At 47.3% G+C, this 19,038-nt stretch carries 14 protein-coding genes; 6 read left to right on the top strand and 8 right to left on the bottom strand.

The window, feature by feature from the left end:
- Positions 1 to 14: 14 nt before the first annotated feature.
- Positions 15 to 1,100 carry an aspartate-semialdehyde dehydrogenase gene (gene asd, locus AB1I50_RS00235; RefSeq protein WP_407724222.1) on the bottom strand — a complete coding sequence of 362 codons (1,086 nt, stop codon included), beginning with the start codon at positions 1,098 to 1,100 and terminating at the stop codon, positions 15 to 17.
- A gap of 229 nt (positions 1,101 to 1,329) precedes the next feature.
- On the opposite strand from asd, the gene queA reads away from it, so the two are divergent.
- The 4 genes from queA to AB1I50_RS00215 all read left to right on the top strand — a co-directional run bounded on the left by queA (position 1,330) and on the right by AB1I50_RS00215 (position 4,441).
- A complete protein-coding gene (gene queA, locus AB1I50_RS00230; RefSeq protein ID WP_407724221.1) occupies positions 1,330 to 2,355 on the top strand; it encodes a tRNA preQ1(34) S-adenosylmethionine ribosyltransferase-isomerase QueA in 1,026 nt (341 codons plus the stop codon).
- Positions 2,356 to 2,370: 15 nt separating this feature from the next.
- A complete protein-coding gene (gene tgt / locus AB1I50_RS00225) occupies positions 2,371 to 3,501 on the top strand; it encodes a tRNA guanosine(34) transglycosylase Tgt (RefSeq protein WP_407724220.1) in 1,131 nt (376 codons plus the stop codon).
- A 77-nt stretch (positions 3,502 to 3,578) separates the two neighbouring features.
- Complete coding sequence (yajC, locus tag AB1I50_RS00220; RefSeq protein WP_407724219.1) at positions 3,579 to 4,001, top strand: preprotein translocase subunit YajC; 423 nt, start codon at positions 3,579 to 3,581, stop codon at positions 3,999 to 4,001.
- 50 nt (positions 4,002 to 4,051) lie between these two features.
- Complete coding sequence (locus AB1I50_RS00215; protein WP_407724218.1) at positions 4,052 to 4,441, top strand: TIGR04086 family membrane protein; 390 nt, start codon at positions 4,052 to 4,054, stop codon at positions 4,439 to 4,441.
- Between the two features lie 250 nt (positions 4,442 to 4,691).
- Here AB1I50_RS00215 and AB1I50_RS00210 read toward each other — a convergent pair whose 3' ends face one another.
- Positions 4,692 to 5,999 (bottom strand): starch-binding protein, encoded by a 1,308-nt coding sequence (locus AB1I50_RS00210; protein ID WP_407724217.1) that lies wholly within the window; start codon positions 5,997 to 5,999, stop codon positions 4,692 to 4,694.
- A gap of 507 nt (positions 6,000 to 6,506) precedes the next feature.
- Between AB1I50_RS00210 and AB1I50_RS00205 the strand changes: the two genes are divergently transcribed.
- Both AB1I50_RS00205 and AB1I50_RS00200 read left to right on the top strand, forming a co-directional pair.
- The gene (locus AB1I50_RS00205; protein WP_407724216.1) at positions 6,507 to 8,627 is read left to right on the top strand and encodes a YARHG domain-containing protein; all 2,121 of its coding nucleotides are present in this window, start codon (positions 6,507 to 6,509) and stop codon (positions 8,625 to 8,627) included.
- Between the two features lie 15 nt (positions 8,628 to 8,642).
- Entirely contained in the window at positions 8,643 to 10,361 is a 1,719-nt protein-coding gene (locus AB1I50_RS00200) for a hypothetical protein (protein WP_407724215.1), read from the top strand.
- A gap of 290 nt (positions 10,362 to 10,651) precedes the next feature.
- Here AB1I50_RS00200 and ftsH read toward each other — a convergent pair whose 3' ends face one another.
- From ftsH to AB1I50_RS00170, 6 genes are all read right to left on the bottom strand, one after another.
- Positions 10,652 to 12,679, bottom strand: coding sequence for an ATP-dependent zinc metalloprotease FtsH (gene ftsH / locus AB1I50_RS00195; RefSeq protein ID WP_407724214.1), 2,028 nt, complete (start codon positions 12,677 to 12,679; stop codon positions 10,652 to 10,654).
- A gap of 45 nt (positions 12,680 to 12,724) precedes the next feature.
- Positions 12,725 to 13,261: a hypoxanthine phosphoribosyltransferase gene (gene hpt, locus AB1I50_RS00190; RefSeq protein WP_407724213.1), complete on the bottom strand. Its 537-nt coding sequence runs from the start codon at positions 13,259 to 13,261 to the stop codon at positions 12,725 to 12,727.
- A gap of 32 nt (positions 13,262 to 13,293) precedes the next feature.
- Positions 13,294 to 14,604, bottom strand: coding sequence for a tRNA lysidine(34) synthetase TilS (tilS, locus tag AB1I50_RS00185; protein WP_407724212.1), 1,311 nt, complete (start codon positions 14,602 to 14,604; stop codon positions 13,294 to 13,296).
- Positions 14,579 to 15,952 carry a replicative DNA helicase gene (gene dnaB / locus AB1I50_RS00180; protein ID WP_407724211.1) on the bottom strand — a complete coding sequence of 458 codons (1,374 nt, stop codon included), beginning with the start codon at positions 15,950 to 15,952 and terminating at the stop codon, positions 14,579 to 14,581. The genes tilS and dnaB overlap by 26 nt, the downstream gene beginning before the upstream one ends.
- A gap of 458 nt (positions 15,953 to 16,410) precedes the next feature.
- The gene (gene rplI / locus AB1I50_RS00175) at positions 16,411 to 16,857 is read right to left on the bottom strand and encodes a 50S ribosomal protein L9 (RefSeq protein WP_407724210.1); all 447 of its coding nucleotides are present in this window, start codon (positions 16,855 to 16,857) and stop codon (positions 16,411 to 16,413) included.
- Between the two features lie 225 nt (positions 16,858 to 17,082).
- Positions 17,083 to 19,029 carry a GGDEF domain-containing protein gene (locus AB1I50_RS00170; RefSeq protein WP_407724209.1) on the bottom strand — a complete coding sequence of 649 codons (1,947 nt, stop codon included), beginning with the start codon at positions 19,027 to 19,029 and terminating at the stop codon, positions 17,083 to 17,085.
- Positions 19,030 to 19,038 lie beyond the last annotated feature (9 nt).

Here is a 19,038-nt window from a genome sequence, read left to right as displayed (position 1 = left end):
ATCTTCCTCCAAAATTAATCCATATAACCCTCTGCACAGAGAAGCTCAGCCAAAAGTACAGCGCCGCCGGCTGCTCCTCTGAGAGTATTGTGCGACATACAAACGAACTTGTAGTCGTACTGTGTATCTTCTCTAAGTCTTCCGACAGAAACCGCCATACCGTTCTCGAGGTTTCTCTCGGACTTAATCTGAGGACGGTCGGGCTCTGTAAAGTAGTGCAGGAAATTCTTGGGAGCACTGGGAAGCTCAAGCTCCTGCGCTCTGCCCTTGTAGTTCTCCCAGATGTTGATAATCTCATCAACAGTGGGCTTCTTTACGCCGTCCTTAAACGACATAAACACTGCCGCGGTGTGACCGTCGGACACGGGAACGCGGATACACTGTGATGTGATTGAGATATCCTCGGCGTTCTTAATTACGCCGTCCTCAATCTTACCCCAGATTTTGAGCGGCTCCTGCTCGGACTTCTCCTCCTCGCCGCCGATGTACGGAATTACGTTGTCTACCATCTCAGGCCAAGTCTTAAAGGTCTTGCCTGCGCCAGAAATTGCCTGATATGTGCAAGCGAGAACCTTGTCAACGCCGAGCTCCTTAAGCGGATTGATAGCCGGAACATAGCTCTGCAAGGAGCAGTTCGACTTAACGGCAACAAAGCCTCTCTTTGTGCCGAGGCGCTTTCTCTGAGCCTCGATGATTTTGATGTGGTCGGCGTTAATCTCAGGGATAACCATAGGAACGTCGGGAGTAAAGCGGTGAGCCGAGTTGTTAGAAACAATCGGGCACTCAGCCTTTGCATAACGCTCCTCCAAAGCCTTAATCTCGTCCTTTTTCATATTAACGGCGCAGAAGCAAAAATCAACCTGAGAAGCGACAGCCTCAACGTCCTCTGCGTCAACAATTACCATATCCTTATATTTTTCGGGAAGTTCCTTTGCCATATGCCATCTTCCGTCAACAACCTCGCCGTACTTTTTGCCTGCGCTTCTTGCACTTGCAGCGAGAACCTTTACGTCAAACCAAGGGTGATTTTCAAGCAGGAGCGCAAAGCGCTGACCTACCATTCCTGTTGCTCCGATAATTCCTACCTTGTACTTTTTCACTTTGATTCCTCCGAATTTTACAATTTTTCAAAAAAGCAGTTGCCTTATTCGATAAATTATTATATTATAGAAACAGCGCGTTCGGCGTTGTTAATCATCTAAAACACTGCATATACGCAGTAAAGTGCAACATACCTCAACTTGTAGTATATCATTTTAGAGAAACAATGTCAATTAAATCACCGCAATTTATATTATTAAAATAAGAAATTTATGTGAGGAATTTTGAATGAAAACCAGCGATTTTTACTACGATTTGCCCAAAGAGCTGATTGCCCAAACTCCTGCCGAGCCCCGCGACAGCTCACGCCTTTTGGTGTTGGACAGACAAAGCGGAGAAACAGTTCATAAACATTTTTTTGATATTATTGATTATCTCGACGAGGGCGACCTGCTTGTCTGCAACGATTCGCGAGTTTTGCCTGCGAGAATTTACGGAAATAAAGAGCCTACCGGCGCAAGGGTTGAGTTTTTGCTGTTAAAGCAAATCTCGGGCAACCGCTGGGAAACCCTCTGCAAGCCCGGCAAAAAGGCAAAGGAAGGCGCGCGTTTCAGCTTCGGAGACGGTCTTTTGTATGCGACCGTCACAGAGGTAAAGGACGACGGCAACAGAATCGTGGACTTTGAATGCGACGAAAACTTCTTTTCAACCTTAGATAAAATCGGACAAATGCCCCTTCCCCCCTACATCACCGAGGAGCTTAAGGACAAGGAGCGATACCAGACCGTCTACAGCCACGAGCTCGGCTCTGCCGCCGCTCCCACCGCAGGACTGCATTTTACCACGGAGCTGATGGACAAAATAAGGGCGAAGGGTGTAAACATTGCCTACGTCACACTCCACGTCGGCTTGGGAACATTTCGTCCGGTAAAGGTTGACGACGTTACAAAGCACAAAATGCACAGCGAGCATTACGAGGTTCCCGAAGAAACCGCCGAGCTGATTAAGAAAACAAAGCAAAGCGGAAAGCGCGTTATCGCGGTCGGCACAACCTCGTGCAGAACTCTCGAGAGCGTTGCCGCGGAACACGGCGAGGTAGTTCCCTGCGAGGGATTTACGGAAATTTTCATCTACCCCGGCTTTGAGTTCAAGGTTCTCGACGGACTCATCACGAACTTCCACCTGCCCGAAAGCACGCTGATTATGCTTGTATCGGCATTCGCAGGCTACGACAACATTATGAACGCCTACAAAACAGCGGTCGAGGAACGTTACAGATTTTTCTCATTCGGTGACGCTATGGCTGTATTATAATTCTTTGGAGGAAATATGTTTAAGCTTATTAAGACAGAAGGGCACGCTCGCAGGGGTGAGTTTGTCACGCCTCACGGCACTTTTCAAACTCCTGCGTTTATGAACGTCGCGACCTGCGGTGCGATTAAAGGCGCGGTGTCTGCCCTTGACCTCAAAAATATAAAGTGCCAGGTTCAGCTTTGCAACACCTATCACCTGCACCTCAGACCGGGCGACGGCAACGTTAAAGCCCTCGGCGGACTTCACAAGTTTACGCGCTGGGACGGTCCAATCCTCACCGACAGCGGCGGATTTCAGGTATTCTCTCTCGCAAAGCTTAGGAACATCAAAGAGGAAGGCGTTTACTTTAACTCCCACATCGACGGCAGAAAAATCTTTATGGGACCCGAGGAGAGTATGAACATTCAGTCGAACCTCGGCTCGACAATCGCTATGGCGTTTGACGAATGTGTTGAGAACCCCTCCCCCTACGGATACACAAAGGACAGCGTAAACCGCACCACGCGCTGGCTGGAAAGGTGCAAGGAGCGTTTGAATTACCTAAACTCGCTCGACGACACAATCAACAAGGAGCAAATGCTTTTCGGCATTAATCAGGGCGGTACATACAAGGATTTGCGCGTTAATCATATGAAGGAGATTGCAGAGCTTGACCTTGACGGCTACGCGATCGGCGGACTTGCCGTAGGCGAGCCGACCGAGGTTATGTACGAGATTATCGAACAGGTCGAGCCCTACGCTCCGAAGGACAAAATCCGCTACCTTATGGGCGTGGGAACTCCTGCGAATATCCTCGAATCGGTCGCGAGAGGAATTGATTTGTTCGACTGCGTAATGCCCAGCCGCAACGCCAGACACGGTCAGGCGTTCACCTTTGACGGAATCCGCAACCTGAACAACGCGAAGTACGAGCTTGACGAGCTGCCGCTCGACGTTCACTGCGACTGTCCTACCTGCAAAAACTTCTCGCGTGCGTATATCCGCCACCTGCTGAAAAGCGGAGAAATGCTCGGTATGCGCTTAATGGTAATGCACAACCTCTACTTCTACAACAACCTAACGCAAATTATCCGCAATCACCTTGACAACGGCACATTTGGGGAGTTTTACAAGCAGAATATCGAAATACTCGGCACAAGAATTTAAGAAAAATGCAAAAAACACTTGCATACATAGCATAAATTTGATATAATCATTTTAATTGTGAGAAAGGAAGGACAATAATGAATTTTAATTTACCTATACTTGCAGACGGTGAACAGGCTGCAGGCGGTCTGGGCGGACTTTTCGGCGGCGGAAACAGTATGTGGATGATGATCCTCATCTACGGCGCAATTATCGCGGCTATTTACTTTTTCCTCATCAGACCTAACTCAAAAAAGAAAAAAGAAGAAGCTCAGATGAGAAACTCGCTTGAAATCGGTGATGAAATTACAACAATCGGCGGAATTATGGGCAGAATCGTAGCCATCAAGGACGACGAGGACGCTATTATCATCGAGACAGGCTCAGACAGAGTTAAGATGAAGTTCAAAAAGTGGTGCATTTCTACGGTTGATACCGTTAAGGAGAAGCCTGCTGAGCAGACCGAGAAAAAGAGCTTTTCTTTATTCAAGAAGAAGGATAAGGACGACAAAGCTGAATAATTAAAAATCCCCTGAATATAATTTAGCAAATGATATTCAGGGGTGTTTTTATGTCCGATAAAAAATTATTGATAAAGTCAGTGCTGATTGGCACGCTCTGCGCCGTTATGGTTCAGATTATTCTTTTGTGCATTGTATCTCTCGTTATGATTACAACCAAAAAGCTGTTCGGTGACGTGCTAAGCTACATAATGCTCGGCGCAACGGCTCTCGGAACGCTCGCAGGCGGATTTATCTCGGCAAAGCTAAACCGAGGCGCAGGGCTGATCGTCGGCTTAATCACCGGCTTTGCGGTGTTTTTGATAATCACAGTCGGCGGTTTGATAAACATCGGCTCTCCCCTGTCGGTTCTTAGCTTAATCAGATTTGCCGCGGCACTGCTCGGCGGTGCGCTCGGCGGAATTTTAGGAGTGAGAGAAAGCCGCAGGATTAAAGTTTAGAGATTAGAGTTAAGAGTTGAGAGTTTAATTATAGGAAACGTTTGATATGCATTTTAAAGGCTCCCCCGACACTTTGTTTCGGGGGAGCTGGCGCGTTAGCGACTGAGGGGGCTACGTGTGAATTAGTACGAGTTATCCATTGCAATTCATAACGTGTCATTAGAGTACACGTCTGCCCCCTCCGTCATTTTTGCAAGCAAATATGCCACCTCCCCCGTAACAAGTGACGGGGGAGGCTTTAAAGCGTGATTTAAAGTTTATCTATAATTTCCGCCGCGAACTGCTGGATAAGCGTTGCGTCGGCTACGGATACTATTCCGTCGCCGTTAATATCGCCCTTCTTACGCATTTCGCCCGGGCTGGGAACGGTGCCGCTTGTGGGGTCGGTATCGTCGTCGTAAAACGTGCCGACGATGTAATAACCCTTTTCATCGGTTTCATCGGTAATCCAGTAGCCTATTTTCCATGTGTCGTGAACATCCTCAGACTGAACGCCTTTGCCGTTATTGAAAACCATTCCGGCGGCTTTGTCGGATACTTCAAATATGTAGACTTCTTCCCCAAAGCCGTTGGTTGTTTTATTTACCGGCTCATCGCCCGGCCATATATTGCCGAGAGCGTAGCCGTCCTTGTCCCAGGAATAAAGATATACCTTATCCCACTTTTGGGCATTTGTTAAGTAAACGTAATGAGTACCGTCCTCATTGTGCCCGGTAGTCGGCTCGTCTGTGGCTATGACGCCGTGAGCCGTATCTGCGAGGTAATGGCCTAAATCATTCTTTTCATCGGTGAGATAGTAGAAAAATTCCGGATTTAAATCGTTAATGTCCTCCGACTGCTCGCCCTTGCCGTTGTTTACAATAAAGCCACCGGTGCCTTTCGGAAGATAGAATATGTAACCTTTATGGCCGTAATCGCTTAAATAGTTCTCTTTGGGGAGCTTTGTACCAGGCCAATCGCCTAAAACAGCGTCGCCGTTCTCATTCCAAGCGTAAACGTAGAAATCCTCCCAGTCAAGAGAATTCAAAAAATCTATTCTGTAAGTATAATCCTGCTCGGTAGTTTCGGGCTGTGTGGAAGGAGCTGTCGGCTCTGAAGGTTGAGGATAATACGGAGAAACTACAAAATGTCCCTTTTCGTCCTTTGTGCCGTCAAGCCAAAATCTGTAAAGTGTAAAATCCTCGATATCCTCGGTCTGATTACCTTTGTTGTCGTGGATAACGTAGCCCTTGGCGCCGTCGGGGATATTGAGAACATATCTCTCATAGCCGTTTACAACCGGATCGCAGGTCAGAGCTTTGCCCGGCCATTCGCCCATAAGCGGAACGCCTGAGTTGTCGTAGGCGTACATATACACGTCCTCAAAACCGAGGGAATTATAGAAGCTGTAAACATCCTCTTTCCACTCGGGGGCGGTATTATCTACGGGGTTATCGGTGATTCTTATTTCGTATTGCAGTGCGCCTTCGGGCACGTCAGCCGTAACGGCAAAAGCAGAGGCAGGAAAAGCGCAAAGCAACAGCGCCGCGGCAAGTATTACCGCCAAAACCTTTTTCATAAATAACATCCTTTCCAAGATATAAAAATTCAATATAATTATAACGCAAATCCATATTTTAGTACATATTATATCTAACAAAAATACCAATTCGGATTTGAGCAGGTTGCACAGTAATGAGAGTTGAGAGATTAGAGTTAAGAGTTTAATTTAATTATAGGAAACGTTTGTTGATAATTGTAGGGGCGTGCATTGCACGCCCGCGGGACAGGAACAAAACATATAATTTCATACGTGTGATTGTGTGCTGAATTAAACGTTAGTTTATCGCGATAAAACAAGTGACAGGGGGAGGCTTTAAATTGTTAACCATCAGTCTAAAGATTACAAACATTTTACCCTTATTAGACAGATAATAACAAAATGAAACATTATTCTTATTTCGAAAAATATTTGATTAAAATAGCAAAAAATAGTGGAAAATCAAATAATAATGTGTTATAATATGAGAGTATATATAAATATGAAAAGAAAACACAGAAAATAAATCTTATAAGGAGTTTTAAAATGGCTAAATTTAAACTACCCGAGCCGCTTAAAGCCTGGAAGGTGCTTACAAGGCTCGAAGATGTAAACGGCAACGCCGTCTACAAGGTTACCAAAAGAGAAATTGACGGCAGCGTTACCGCCGCTATTCTTACAGGAGTTTCTGTTGAAGGCGACGATTATAACGACGACAGCGTTGATTATCTTCTCAACGAAGCCGATTTTATCCAGTCGATTATCGACATCGGCAGAGTCAGCAACTACATAGCCGTTGCTACCGATGAAAACGAGAGAAAGAAAAAGTTTGACCTCTACATCGTAACCGAGGACATTCCTTCCCTTTCCGACGTGCTGCAGACCAAACAGCTCGAGGAAGAGGACATTGTTGACTTTGGTATCCAGATGAGCGAGGTTCTCGAAAGCCTTGAAGCTAACAAGATTTTCCACGGCAACATCAAGCCGTCGAACATCTACGTCACTCCCGACAACCGCTACAAGCTCGGCGGATTTATCGACGCCGAGAGCAAGGTTAACGATTTGACCTACGTTGCTCCCGAGATTTCGCGCAACGAAAAGGCTGACTTTACCACCGACATCTACTCCACAGGTCTTGTGATGTACTCGATGGCTAACCGCGGCAAGCTTCCCTTTGAGGACGTTGACGTTACCCCCAGAGACGCTATGGTTAAGCGCTTTAACGGCGAGACCGTCACAGCTCCGCAGTTCGGCAGTGAAAAGCTCAAAAGCGTTATCGTTATCGCCTGCCAGCCTGAAAATCAAAACCGCTGGAAGAACGCAGGCAACCTCAAAAACGCCCTGCTCTCTATCAAATCCGAAATTGAAGAGGACAAAGAGGCAAAGGCTAATGTTATCGCTCCCGAAACTACCGAATTTGAGGGCAACGTATTTGAAGAAAATACCGAAAGTACCGAGGATAACGGCGATACCGCCGCAGTAATCGGCGCGGCAGGAGTTGCCGCAGGCGTTGCGGCTGCAGGCGCAGCTATGGCAAACGCGGCTGAAGAAACACCTGAGCCGAGCGATATCGAACAGCTCGAGGCAGAGCTTGAGAGCAAGGCAGAGCCCTCTGCTCCTGTCAACGATAACTTTGACGTTCCTGCCGACAGCACAACCCCTGCTCCCGATGATGAAATAGACAACAGAGTTTTTGACGACTACAAGCTTGAAACAAAGGTTTTCAGCATTAACGATCCCGTAAAGAGCGGCGAAAAAGACTACGGCGACTACTTTGACGAGCCAGAGCCTAAGGAAGAAAAACCTGAGGATGACAAAAAGCAGCTCGAGGATTACAGGGTATTTGACGACAACAAGGAGCTTAAAGAGGACAAGCCCAAAAAGAAAAAGAGCAAAAAAGGTCTTGTAGCCGCAATTATTATCGGCATTATCGTTTTGCTTGCACTGCTCGGAACATTCCTTTACTTTGCGATTAGCAAGGGTATGTTCGGCGGAGTTAATCCGTTTGACAATAATCAGGAGACAACCTCGGCAGTTGAAGAAACAACTGCGGCTTCTACAAGCGCTACTCAGCCCACAACCGTTCCGAGCACAACCGCTCCTGCTACTCAAAAGCCCACCGAGGGCGGCGCAAAGTCGCTTATCAGAGTTGTAGGCGAGCCGTATGAAACCGCCAAGCAAATGCTCGAGGCGGAAGGCTTTAACGTTCAGGAAGGCTCTTACTACTACGACGACTTCTACTATGCAGGCAACGTAATTTCGCAGTCTCCCGAGGCTTACACCGAGGTTGAGCCCGGCAGCACGATTACTCTTAACATCTCGCTCGGACCTGAGAAGAAGGAAAGCTCAGAGTCAAGCTCGAGCGAAAGCAGCTCAGACGACGATTCGCCGTCATACAGCAGCGGAGCTCTCAACACAAGCTATCTCAGCCGTGACGAGGTTTCGGATATGAGCAACAGCGAACTCAATATGGCTCTTAATGAGATTTATGCAAGACGCGGAAGAATTTTTACCGACCCCGACCTCAACGCATATTTCAGGTCTCAGGACTGGTACACTCCCAAATATACCGCGGAGGAATTTGCAAGCAACGTTGTATTTAACGATTACGAGGAGCACAACATCAACCTTCTTCTCAACGAACAGTCAGACAGAGGAATGCGCTAATCCCGGAGTCAGATTATGAAAGAAAAAGTTTTAAAGCTGATTAAGAGCAAGTCCCTGTTCGCCATACTGCTAAACATTGTCTTTATGGCGATTTGCGTGGGGCTGACCTCGTTCTCGTATGTTGACGTCAGCGACTATAACAACTCGATATTAATCTGCAATCAGCACTTTTATTACAACAGCTCGATAAACTACATTTTGGCTGTTTTAATCGGCACTTTACAATACGCTGTTTCGGATTTTAACTGCTTTGTGCTTGTGGAAATTCTGCTTTCATTTATGGCTTTTTCGAGCTTTACATTTGTTTTTCTCGACAAGTACAACATCCGCAAGGCGGTTATATTCTCGATTGTTATTAACATCATTTTCACACTTAACCACTACTCATATATCAACAGCACAAAGACGGCGGCTCTGCTGCTGACGGCAGGATTTTTGCTCGTGCTTAACGCTATTCGCAACAAGCGTTACAGCTTTTCGTGCTGGCTCGGAGTAGTCGAAATATTAATCGGCTCGTTCTTCAACATCGTTTATTTCTTTGTTGCTCTGGGCTTTGCGATAGCCTTCTTCTTCGGGGATATGATAGCAAAGAGGAAGTACAGGCTTGACTTTCAAAAGCTGTTTTGGTATTTCAGACCGTATCTGCTGATGTTTTTGCTTATCGCGGCTCTCGGCGTGGGACTCAGCCAGTTTTCATACACCGTTAACCACGCGACCGAGCAGGGCGAAAGCTATTACGATTTCTCTCAGCTCACAAAGTCGATTGACTCTCTGCCCTACCCCGGCTATGATGAAAACGCCGAGGAGTTCAAGCAGGCTGGCATTGACAACGACAGCGAGTACGAGCTGCTCAAAAACGGCTACTACGACGACAGCAAAATGCTTAACAACGACGCGCTCAGGCTCGTAAGCAAGCTTCAAAAGCAAGAGAACACCAAGACCGTGCTCTACGCTATGACAGAGGTGTTTACCGACCTCGGCAACAACATAGTGAACCTAAGCACAAGGCTGATTGTGATGATTGTCTACCTTGCAATCTCGATTGTATTCATACTTTATCACAAAAACCGCTTTTCGTTCTTCCCATTGTTTTATCTGCTATCGGGCTACGCGGCAAGCGTTGTACTGAGATATCTTTACAACGGCGCAGAGTATTTGACCTACGGAATATGGTTGTTGATGATTGTTCTGCTGATAAACTCGTTCAACTTTGAGGTGCTTAGAAGCAAAAAGCCGAGCTCAAAGCTAAGGCTCAGCAACGGCTACTTTATAATGTCGATTATCGTCACCGTTGCGCTGACCGTAAGCTACGCCACGCTGTTTGTTATGCACAAGCCTGCTGACAAGAGCGATGAGGCGCCGAATCACCTGATTTCGGAAATCAGTCGAAACCCCGATTACTACTACGTAATGGACACTCAAACCCGAAAGGATTTTGTAAAATATACCGAGAATTACCTGCACCCGTTGTGGGGCTTCAGAGACGGTTATCTTGAAAATCTCGACAGCTTTGGTTACTTCCACAACACCGAGCTGCTCAGAAAGCGCAACCTGCCCGAGAACATCTACGAGGCTGTGCTTAAGAATAGAAAAATTCAGGTAATCGACAAAAATATTACCTTCAAAAAGGAAAAGTATTTTAATACAAACTATGTTCAGGCGCCGCAGACAGCTGTTTACAATCAGGTTGATGAGATTGACAATTACAAGCTGTATGAGGTTGAAATTCGTTAAAAAGTTATAGCACACAAAAACCCCGTTCCTTAATCGGAACGGGGAATTTTTATGCCAAAGGAATAAGGAAATTTATGGGAAATGTTTGATTACGTATTTTAGGCTTGATAGTAGTTTAAAGGCTCCCCCATTACTTGTCATGGGAAATTCCCCTGTTAGGGGAATTTCCCGTAGCTTGCGCGACGGTGGAGGCTTTAAATATTTTAAATCGGAGCGGAGCGACCCGAAATTATCAATTATCCACTATCAATTATCCATTAAAAAAAGAGCCGGGTTTCCGGCTCTTTTTGTTATTCGTTATTTTCGGTATTTTCGGAAAAATCCTCGAAGGTCTCGGGTTGAACCTCAACCTCGTCGTCATCGTCGGGTTCTTCGAACGGCTCAACATATGTGCCGTTCATAACCGCCTCAAAGTCCTCGCTGTTCATCTTCTCGTGCTTGATGAGGTAAGCGGCAATCTCGTGCAGTTTGTCGATGTTGGCGCTAAGTAGCTTTTCTGCCTGAGCGTAAGCGTCGTTGACAATCTTAAGAACAAGCTCGTCAATCTTGGCGGCGGTAGCCTCGGAATAATCCTGGGTTCTGCCGTAATCTCTGCCGAGGAACACGCTTCCGCTCTCGCTGCCATAGTTAACGCAGCCGAGCTCCTTGGTCATACCGTACTTGGTAACCATTGCGCGTGCGGTCTTGGTTGCCTTTTCGATGTCGTTGGAAGCGCCTGTCGAGATATCGTCGAGAATAAGCGCCTCTGCAACACGTCCGCCGAGGGATACGATAATATCCTCCTGCATCTCCCTGCGCGAGTTGTAGGACTTATCCTCAGTCGGCAAGGGCATTGTGTAGCCGCCTGCCATACCGCGCGGAATAATGGAGATTTCGTGGACGGGATCCTGAGTTTCGAGCACGTCAAACAGAATAGCGTGACCTGCCTCGTGATACGCGGTCAGCTTCTTTTCCTTCTCACTCATAACCTTGGACTTCTTCTCTGCTCCCACAACAACCTTGATTGTAGCTTCCTCAATCTCCTTCATTGTGATAGCCTTTTTATCGGCACGTGCCGCAAGCAAAGCCGCCTCGTTGAGCAGGTTTTCAAGGTCCGCGCCGGTAAAGCCTGCGGTTGTCTTTGCGATAGTCTTTAGCTTAACATCGGGAGCAAGCGGCTTTGTACGCGCGTGAACCTTAAGGATAGCCTCACGGCCGTTTACGTCGGGATAGCTTACAACAACCTGACGGTCAAATCTGCCCGGACGAAGAAGCGCCGGATCAAGTACGTCAGGACGGTTGGTTGCGGCGATAAGGATTACGCCCTCGTTTACGCCGAATCCGTCCATCTCTACGAGCAACTGGTTAAGGGTTTGCTCACGTTCGTCGTTACCTCCGCCGAGGCCTGCGCCTCTCTGACGGCCTACGGCGTCGATTTCGTCGATGAAAATAATACAAGGTGAGTTTTTCTTTGCCTGGTCGAACAAATCGCGCACACGCGAAGCGCCGACGCCGACAAACATCTCTACAAAGTCAGAGCCCGAAATTGAGAAGAACGGAACTCCTGCCTCACCCGCAACCGCTCTTGCGAGCAGGGTTTTACCTGTACCCGGAGGGCCTACGAGCAGTACGCCCTTGGGAATACGTGCGCCGAGCTTATTGAACTTGTCGGGTGACTTAAGAAACTCTACAACCTCCTCAAGCTCCTCCTTCTCCTCGTCAGCTCCTGCTACGTCGTCAAAGGTGGTTTTTCGCTTGTCGTCGTTTGTGTTCTTAATCTTCGCCTTGCCGAAGTTCATCTCTTTGCCGATTCCGCCGCCGCCCATTCGCTTCATAATGAACAGCCATGCGACGATGAAGATTACAACCATCAAAACGGTGGGGATAATCTCGAACAGGAAAGAATTATCACTTGCCCTTATCAGGTTATACGGAATTTGCTTTCCGTCCTTGTCCTTTTGATAGGGCTTGATGTCGTCCAAAAACTTGCGGATATCGGCAAGCTGTCCCTTAACAACCATCTTTTGCTTTGTATCTGAATCGCTGCTATTATTTGCAGGGTTCAGCGCGTTTGTAAGCGGATTGCCTGAGTTTGAAGCGGTAGCTTCCTCCTCGTTGGGATATTCTTTCTCGCCCTCTTTAAGGGTGAGCTCAACTACTCCCGAACCGTAGTTTACGGTGTAGCTGTCAACCTTGCCGTCAACAAAGTACTGAACGAGCTGATAGGTCTTAGGCGAATCGGTCTGCCTCGTGCCCAGGAAAATCGCGGCTACGATAATGAGAATTATCGGTATCGCGAGGTAGAGCAGCAGACTCGGTCCTCTTCTTTTATTATCCAAATTACATCACTCCTTTAACTGATGTGCTTAATTACAAGTGAATGATTACTCATAAACGGAACGCTTTAAAATTCCTATGTACGGAAGATTTCTGTACTTTTCATCATAGTCAAGTCCGTAGCCGACAATGAACTCGTCGGGAATTTCGGTGCCCACATAATCGGGCGTGAACGGAACCTTACGGCGCGCAGGCTTGTCGCAAAGCGTTACAACGCGAACGTCCTTTGCTCCCTTGGTAACAAGGTAGTTGCAGATAAAGTTGAGCGTATTGCCCGAATCGACGATATCCTCAACAATAAGAACGTCCTTGCCCTCAACAGGCTGGGTAAGGTCGCTGATGATTTTGATTTTGCCCGAGCTCTCTGTACCGCTGCCGTAGCTTGAAGCCACCATAAAGTCGATTGAGAAATCGAGGTCAATCTTTTTCATCAAATCCGCCATAAAAGCAACGCTGCCCTTTAGCAGACCAACCATAATGAACTCCTTGCCATTATAATCTTTTTCGATTTTTTTTGCAAGCGAGTTCACAATTTTTTCAAGTTGCTTTTCCGAAAGTAATACTGATTCTACGTCCTTGTGCATAATAAAGCTCCTTTGTTTATTATATATTTCTTTTAGCGAATATTAATTATTACGTTAAGCTCTTTTCCCCTCTTTGAAAAGCCCAGGGCTTCGCACCAGAGTACCTCGCTGCCGTCGCAGAGCAAAAGCCGAGTATCGCGAAGCTCCTTTGGAACGCCTTGTTCATTAAGCGCCTTGCGCAGCGGCTTTGTTATATTCCGCTTGTAAAAGGTGAAAAAATCTCCGCTTTTGCGAGTTCTGAACACGGCTTTTGACGGCTTTAATAAGGAAAAGTCCGCCTTTGCTTCAATGACCTTTCCGAGGTATTCAAAGGTGACGTTTTTATCAAAAACGAGGAAAAAAGAAGTGTTTTCGGTTGAATTTGTTATAATTCTGAGTGTTTTCTGAGCACAAACGGCTTTTCTTCCGTTTTTAAGCTCTACCGCTCCGCCGCGGCTGAGGATTGAGATTATCAGCTCGATGTGCCGTCTTTCGGCGTCACAGTTGTTCTCTCTGCACAGCTTTGCTATAGCGGCTTTTAAAACGGCAGGGTTTTGATTTAGCAAAAGCTCTGAATTATAACCGTATTTTTCTTTTGCGGAATTAAGAGCGTTTTCCGCGCACTGCTCCAAAAATCCGCTGACTTCCGCGCAGTCGCGTGAAAAATCAAGCATAGACTGCTCTGAGCGCGGATTAATCTCCTTTAATTCGGGGATGATATTATGGCGGATTTTGTTGCGCGTGTAGTCGTCGGACAGGTTTGTGCTGTCGGTGACGTAGGCGAGCAATTTTGCCTCGCAGTACGCTTCAATCTCTCCCCTGTCAAGCTCAATTAACGGACGGATGATATTTCCGCGCTTTGGGGGAATTGCCGACGCACCTAAAAGCGAACTGCCCCTGGTTAAATTAAACAGCAGGGTTTCGGCGTTGTCGCTTGCGGTGTGAGCCGTGGCAATTTTGGCGTTCAGCTTAGTGCTGAGCTCGTCAAAAAACTTGTACCGCTCATTTCTTCCGCAGAGCTCCGCGCTGATTTTTTGCTCTGCGCAAAGCTTGGGGACATCAATATGCTTTACAAAAAACTCAATATTATAATTCTCGCATAGAATTTTACAGAATTTTTCATCATTATCGGCTTCGTTTTCGCGAATTCCGTGGTTGAGGTGCGCAGCGTAAAGCGTTAAATTGTATTTTTCTTTTACAGAATATAATATAGTTAAGAGCGTGACCGAATCAGCTCCGCCCGACAGCGCTACAACAATAGTATCGCCGTCGGAAATTAATTTATATTTTTCTGCCGTTTCGATTACCTTGTTCAAGGTATCGGCGGCAATATCGGGCTTACGGCTCATTGTGGCGGTTATCAATGCCGGTAAAGCTCATAAATTCGCCCTGCCAGTGGAGCTTGACGGTGTTGGTCTCGCCGTGACGGTTCTTAGCTACAATACATTCGCCAGAGTTTACGTCGGCTGTCGGAGCGGCGTTGTCGCTCTCCGCTTTATCGTAGTAGCCCTCGCGGTACAGGAAAAGAACGATGTCGGCGTCCTGCTCGATTGAACCCGAATCTCTCAGGTCGGAAAGCTGCGGACGGTGGTCGCCCGTGCGCTGTTCCGAGGCACGCGAAAGCTGTGACAGCGTGATAATCGGGACGTTAAGCTCCTTCGCCATAATCTTGAGGTTACGTGTGATGGCAGAAATTTCCTGAACACGGTTGTCAATTCTTCTGCCGCTCGCCATCAACTGCAAATAGTCGATTACGACTAAATCAATTTCCTTAAGCCTGCGCAGGCGCGACTTCATTTCGGTAATTGTGATTGTCGAGGTGTCGTCGAGGTACATAGGAGCTCTTCTCAGAACGTCGCTCGCAGGAATCAGACGGTTCCAGTCCTCATCGTTGAGCTTGCCTGTTCTCAGCTTAGTGCCGCCGACTTTAGCCTCAGAAGATAAAAGACGGCTTGCAAGCTGTTCCTTGGGCATTTCGAGCGAGAAAAACGCTACGGTCTTTTTCGACCTGCACGCTACATTTCGCGCGATATTGAGCGCAAAGCTCGTTTTACCCATACCGGGACGTGCCGCGAGGATGATAAGGTCGGAGCGGTTGAGCCCCGTAATCATCCTGTCCAAATCCTCGATACCCGTTGGTACGGGTTTTAGTCCGTCGTCGGCTTCTTTGTTGAGAGAATCGAGCCTTGCAAAGGTTTGGAACAGCACCGAATCAATGCGTTCAAGACCTGTTTTGCTGCTGTCCGAACGGATATCAAACAAGCGCTGTTCGGCTGAATCGAGGAGCAAAGAGGTATCGCCCTCGCCTGCCGAAGCCTCGTCAATTGTCTTTCGCGAAGCGGTGATTAACAGCCTGAGCTGGTATTTTTCTTTAATTATTTTGGCGTATTCCTCGGCGTTTGAGATTGACGGACAGTTCTCCGCCAAATCCATAATGTAGGTCTTGCCGCTCGCCTCGTCGAACGCGCCGCTCTTTTTTAGTCTGTCAAGCAGAGTTACAACGTCGATTGAAGTGCCGAAGTTCATCATATCCTGCATTTGCTGGAAAATTTGCTTGTGCAGTCCGATATAGAAATAATCGGATGATTTTACGTGGTCGAGCACCTTATCGAAAACCGAGCTGTCGAGGATAATTGCTCCGAGCACTGCCTGCTCTGCCTCGGCGCTGTACGGCAACGTTGAAAACTCGCTTGTGAATTCCGTATTAGCCATTGTGGTTTCCCTTTTTTGAATGGATAATTGATAGTTGATAATTGATAATTTCGGCCGGGAACGTAAGTTGACATTACCGAAACGTTTTGTTCCCGACTGAATTAATATGGTGCATTTAGCCACGTTATAAAAACACGAAAAACATATGATTTACACCGTAGGGGCGGACCCGTGTGTCCGCCCGCAGGACAGGAACATATCATTTGATATATATAAACGTTTTGTGTGCTGAATTATACGTTCATTTATCGCGATAAAATCAGATTGTCCGGTAAACACGGTTCACGTTCCCCGGGCGGACACACGGGTCCGCCCCTACTATTGTAAAGGGTAGGTTGGCGGTATCGGAAACGTCTGTCACCTCCCCCGTAACAAGTGACGGTGGAGGCTTTAAATATTTTAAATCGGAGCGGAGCGACCCTCAATTATCCATTATCCATTTTCCATTATCAATTATCTTAAGCTTCCGATACCTGAATATCAATCTGTGCGGAGATGCCTGTGTAGAGCTTAACCTCCGCCTTGTATGTACCAAACTCCTTGATGTCGCGCTCCAAAACAACCTTGCGCTTGTCAACGGAGATGTTGTACTGCTTTTTGATTTCCTCGGCAACCTGCTTTGCGGTGATACTTCCGAAAAGCTTGCCGCCCTTGCCTGCCTTTGCAGTCATTTTGAAGGTCTTGCCCTCAAGCTGCTTTTTATAGGACTCAGCCTGTGCCTTTGCGGTATCGATTTTGTACTTCTTTGAGTTTTCCGCGTTTTTATATTCGTTCATTGCCTGGGCGTTAGCCTCTTTCGCGATGTTTCTGGGGAGAAGAAAATTTCTTCCGTATCCCTCGGAAACCTCTACGAGCTCGCCTTTTTTGCCGAGCGACTTAACGTCCTGTAATAAAATTACCTTCATAATTATTTTCCTTTCTTTGATTACCCTGAAAATATATAAACCATTCTGTAGGGGTCGGTCTTTGAGGTGTTGTCCAAATCGTTGATTTGGGTAACAACACCCATGCAAAGCTGATCGACCCGATGGTTAAACAAAAATATTTGGGTTTTTGCTTTCGGTACGGTCAAGACCGTACCCTACAAAAAATTCTAAACAAAGCATATAACAAAATGTAATTAAATTAAATTATTCCTCGCTGTTGTCAATTACCTCGGCTATTGCAAGCTTTAGCTGTTCAACCGCGGATTCGAGCGGAGTATTGACGAGCTGAGTTGCCGCCATTGTCTGGTGTCCGCCGCCGCCGAGCTTTTCCATAACGAGCTGAACGTTTAATCTTCCGTAGCTTCGCGCGGAAATATTGAGCTTGTTTTCGGCTTTGAACAGCACAAATGAGGCTACAATTCCCTGTAATGTGAGCATTTCGTCAGCCGCCTGAGCCGCCGCGATACGGATATCCTTAGCTTGTTTTTCCATACCGGAGATAGCGCAGCCGCGGAAAACCTCGCTGTTTACAACAAAATCGACCTTCTCGCGGTAGGTGTCGATGCTTCCTGAGAACATCTCCTTAACGGTTAGGGTGTTTGCGCCCTTGCGCCTTAGATACGCCGCAGCCTCGAAGGTTCTTACGCCTGTTTTGAGCACGAAGTTTTTGGTGTCGAGCATAATTCCCGAGAGCAGAGCGTCAGCCTGAATATAGCCGAGCGGCTTGTCGTCGAAATAGCTGATAATCTCACTGCACATTTCACTCGCGGACGACGCCGAGGGCTCGTGACAGAATACAAGCGAATTGTCGATATAATTAACCGCTCTGCGGTGGTGGTCAATCAAAACTACCTTTTTGCACTTTTCGTAAAGCTCAGCGCTTTCGAGCGAGGTTTTGATGTGCGTGTCCACGATAATCAGCAGAGTTCTGGCGGTTACGCCCTTTATCGCTTCCGAAGGAGTGATGAACACTTCGCTTTCGAGCTTTTCGCGGGCGTAGTCAATAAGCTGACGCGCCATTGAGGTTTCCTCGTTGACGACAACCTTGCTGTACTTTTTAAAGCTCTTTTCCATTATGCACTGCAATCCGATACCTGCGCCGATACAGTCGAGGTCGGAAAAGCGGTGTCCCATTATGTAAACCTTATCGGAATCGGCAACCGCGCGGCTGATTGCGTTGGCGATTACCCTCATTCGAACCTTGCTTACCTTTTCGGTTGTTGTGGCAGTGCCGCCGAAGAACTCATAGGCGTTGTCCTTGATAATCGCAACCTGGTCTCCGCCTCTGCCGAGCGACATTTCGAGCGCCTTACGGGCGGCGATTTCGCTGTCGTGCACGGTTTTACAGCCGCGTGCCAAGCCAACGGAGATTGTCGGGATGTGACGCGCCGTGCCGATTGAGCGGATGTTTTTGAGAATCGGGAAACGCTGCGATATCATTTTATCGACATCAGTATCGCGGAAGATAATCATATAGCGGTTGTTGCTGATTTTTTTGTACATGGCGTTGTAGTCGCCTGCCCAGCCCTGAAGATTAGCCTCAACGGAAATAGCAACGGTGGAATAAAATTCCTCTGAGCTTGTTACAAAGTCGTCGGCGTTATCAAAGGTGATAAGCGCAACGCAGGGCAACGAAGCGTTGTATTCCCTGAGAACCGCCTTGTAGTAGGTGTTCTCGATAAAATGGCAGATTACGCTGTCGCCTGCCCAAAGCGCGTATACGGTGAATTCCTTGCCGTTAATCGCGACGTCCGTGCCGTCGGAATCGACAATACTGAAAACGTCCTTGCCCGAAAGGTAAGAGTTAATGCTCTCTCCCTCGGGGCTTCGGCTTCCGAGAACTCTTCTAAAACGCGAATTGCACCAGAAAATATCGCCCTTTTCGCCCACTGCGACTACGGGATATTTGTATCTGTCAAGATAATCCGCGTCAAAGCCGCTGATGTGGTTTGCGGTGTTTTTTACCATATTGCGGATATATCCGCGAAACCAAAATGAAAACGCTGCTACGAGCACTGCCGACACGGTTGCAATTCCGGACTCAATATAACACAGAGCTCTGCTGTATTGGAAGGTGAAGGTCGCCATTGCGAACATCACTACGCTGAATATTATAAACCACGGAGCAAGCGTCCAAAGTCTTCTTTTCATTAAATACCT

The organism is Ruminococcus sp. NATIVEDY161 (genome assembly GCF_045819895.1).
In the GTDB taxonomy this organism is placed as follows: Bacteria; Bacillota; Clostridia; order Oscillospirales; family Acutalibacteraceae; genus Ruminococcoides.
This window is presented reverse-complemented; position numbering and strand designations above follow the sequence as displayed.

Excerpts from the sequence above, each read along its gene's own strand:
- rplI (WP_407724210.1), bottom strand. The coding sequence starts at position 16,857 with ATGAAGGTAATTTTATTACAGGACGTTAAGTCGCTCGGCAAAAAAGGC.
- AB1I50_RS00210 (WP_407724217.1), bottom strand. The coding sequence starts at position 5,999 with ATGAAAAAGGTTTTGGCGGTAATACTTGCCGCGGCGCTGTTGCTTTGC.
- AB1I50_RS00205 (WP_407724216.1), top strand. The coding sequence starts at position 6,507 with ATGGCTAAATTTAAACTACCCGAGCCGCTTAAAGCCTGGAAGGTGCTT.
- hpt (WP_407724213.1), bottom strand. The coding sequence starts at position 13,261 with ATGCACAAGGACGTAGAATCAGTATTACTTTCGGAAAAGCAACTTGAA.
- yajC (WP_407724219.1), top strand. The coding sequence starts at position 3,579 with ATGAATTTTAATTTACCTATACTTGCAGACGGTGAACAGGCTGCAGGC.
- AB1I50_RS00170 (WP_407724209.1), bottom strand. The coding sequence starts at position 19,029 with ATGAAAAGAAGACTTTGGACGCTTGCTCCGTGGTTTATAATATTCAGC.
- AB1I50_RS00215 (WP_407724218.1), top strand. The coding sequence starts at position 4,052 with ATGTCCGATAAAAAATTATTGATAAAGTCAGTGCTGATTGGCACGCTC.
- AB1I50_RS00200 (WP_407724215.1), top strand. The coding sequence starts at position 8,643 with ATGAAAGAAAAAGTTTTAAAGCTGATTAAGAGCAAGTCCCTGTTCGCC.
- dnaB (WP_407724211.1), bottom strand. The coding sequence starts at position 15,952 with ATGGCTAATACGGAATTCACAAGCGAGTTTTCAACGTTGCCGTACAGC.
- queA (WP_407724221.1), top strand. The coding sequence starts at position 1,330 with ATGAAAACCAGCGATTTTTACTACGATTTGCCCAAAGAGCTGATTGCC.
- tgt (WP_407724220.1), top strand. The coding sequence starts at position 2,371 with ATGTTTAAGCTTATTAAGACAGAAGGGCACGCTCGCAGGGGTGAGTTT.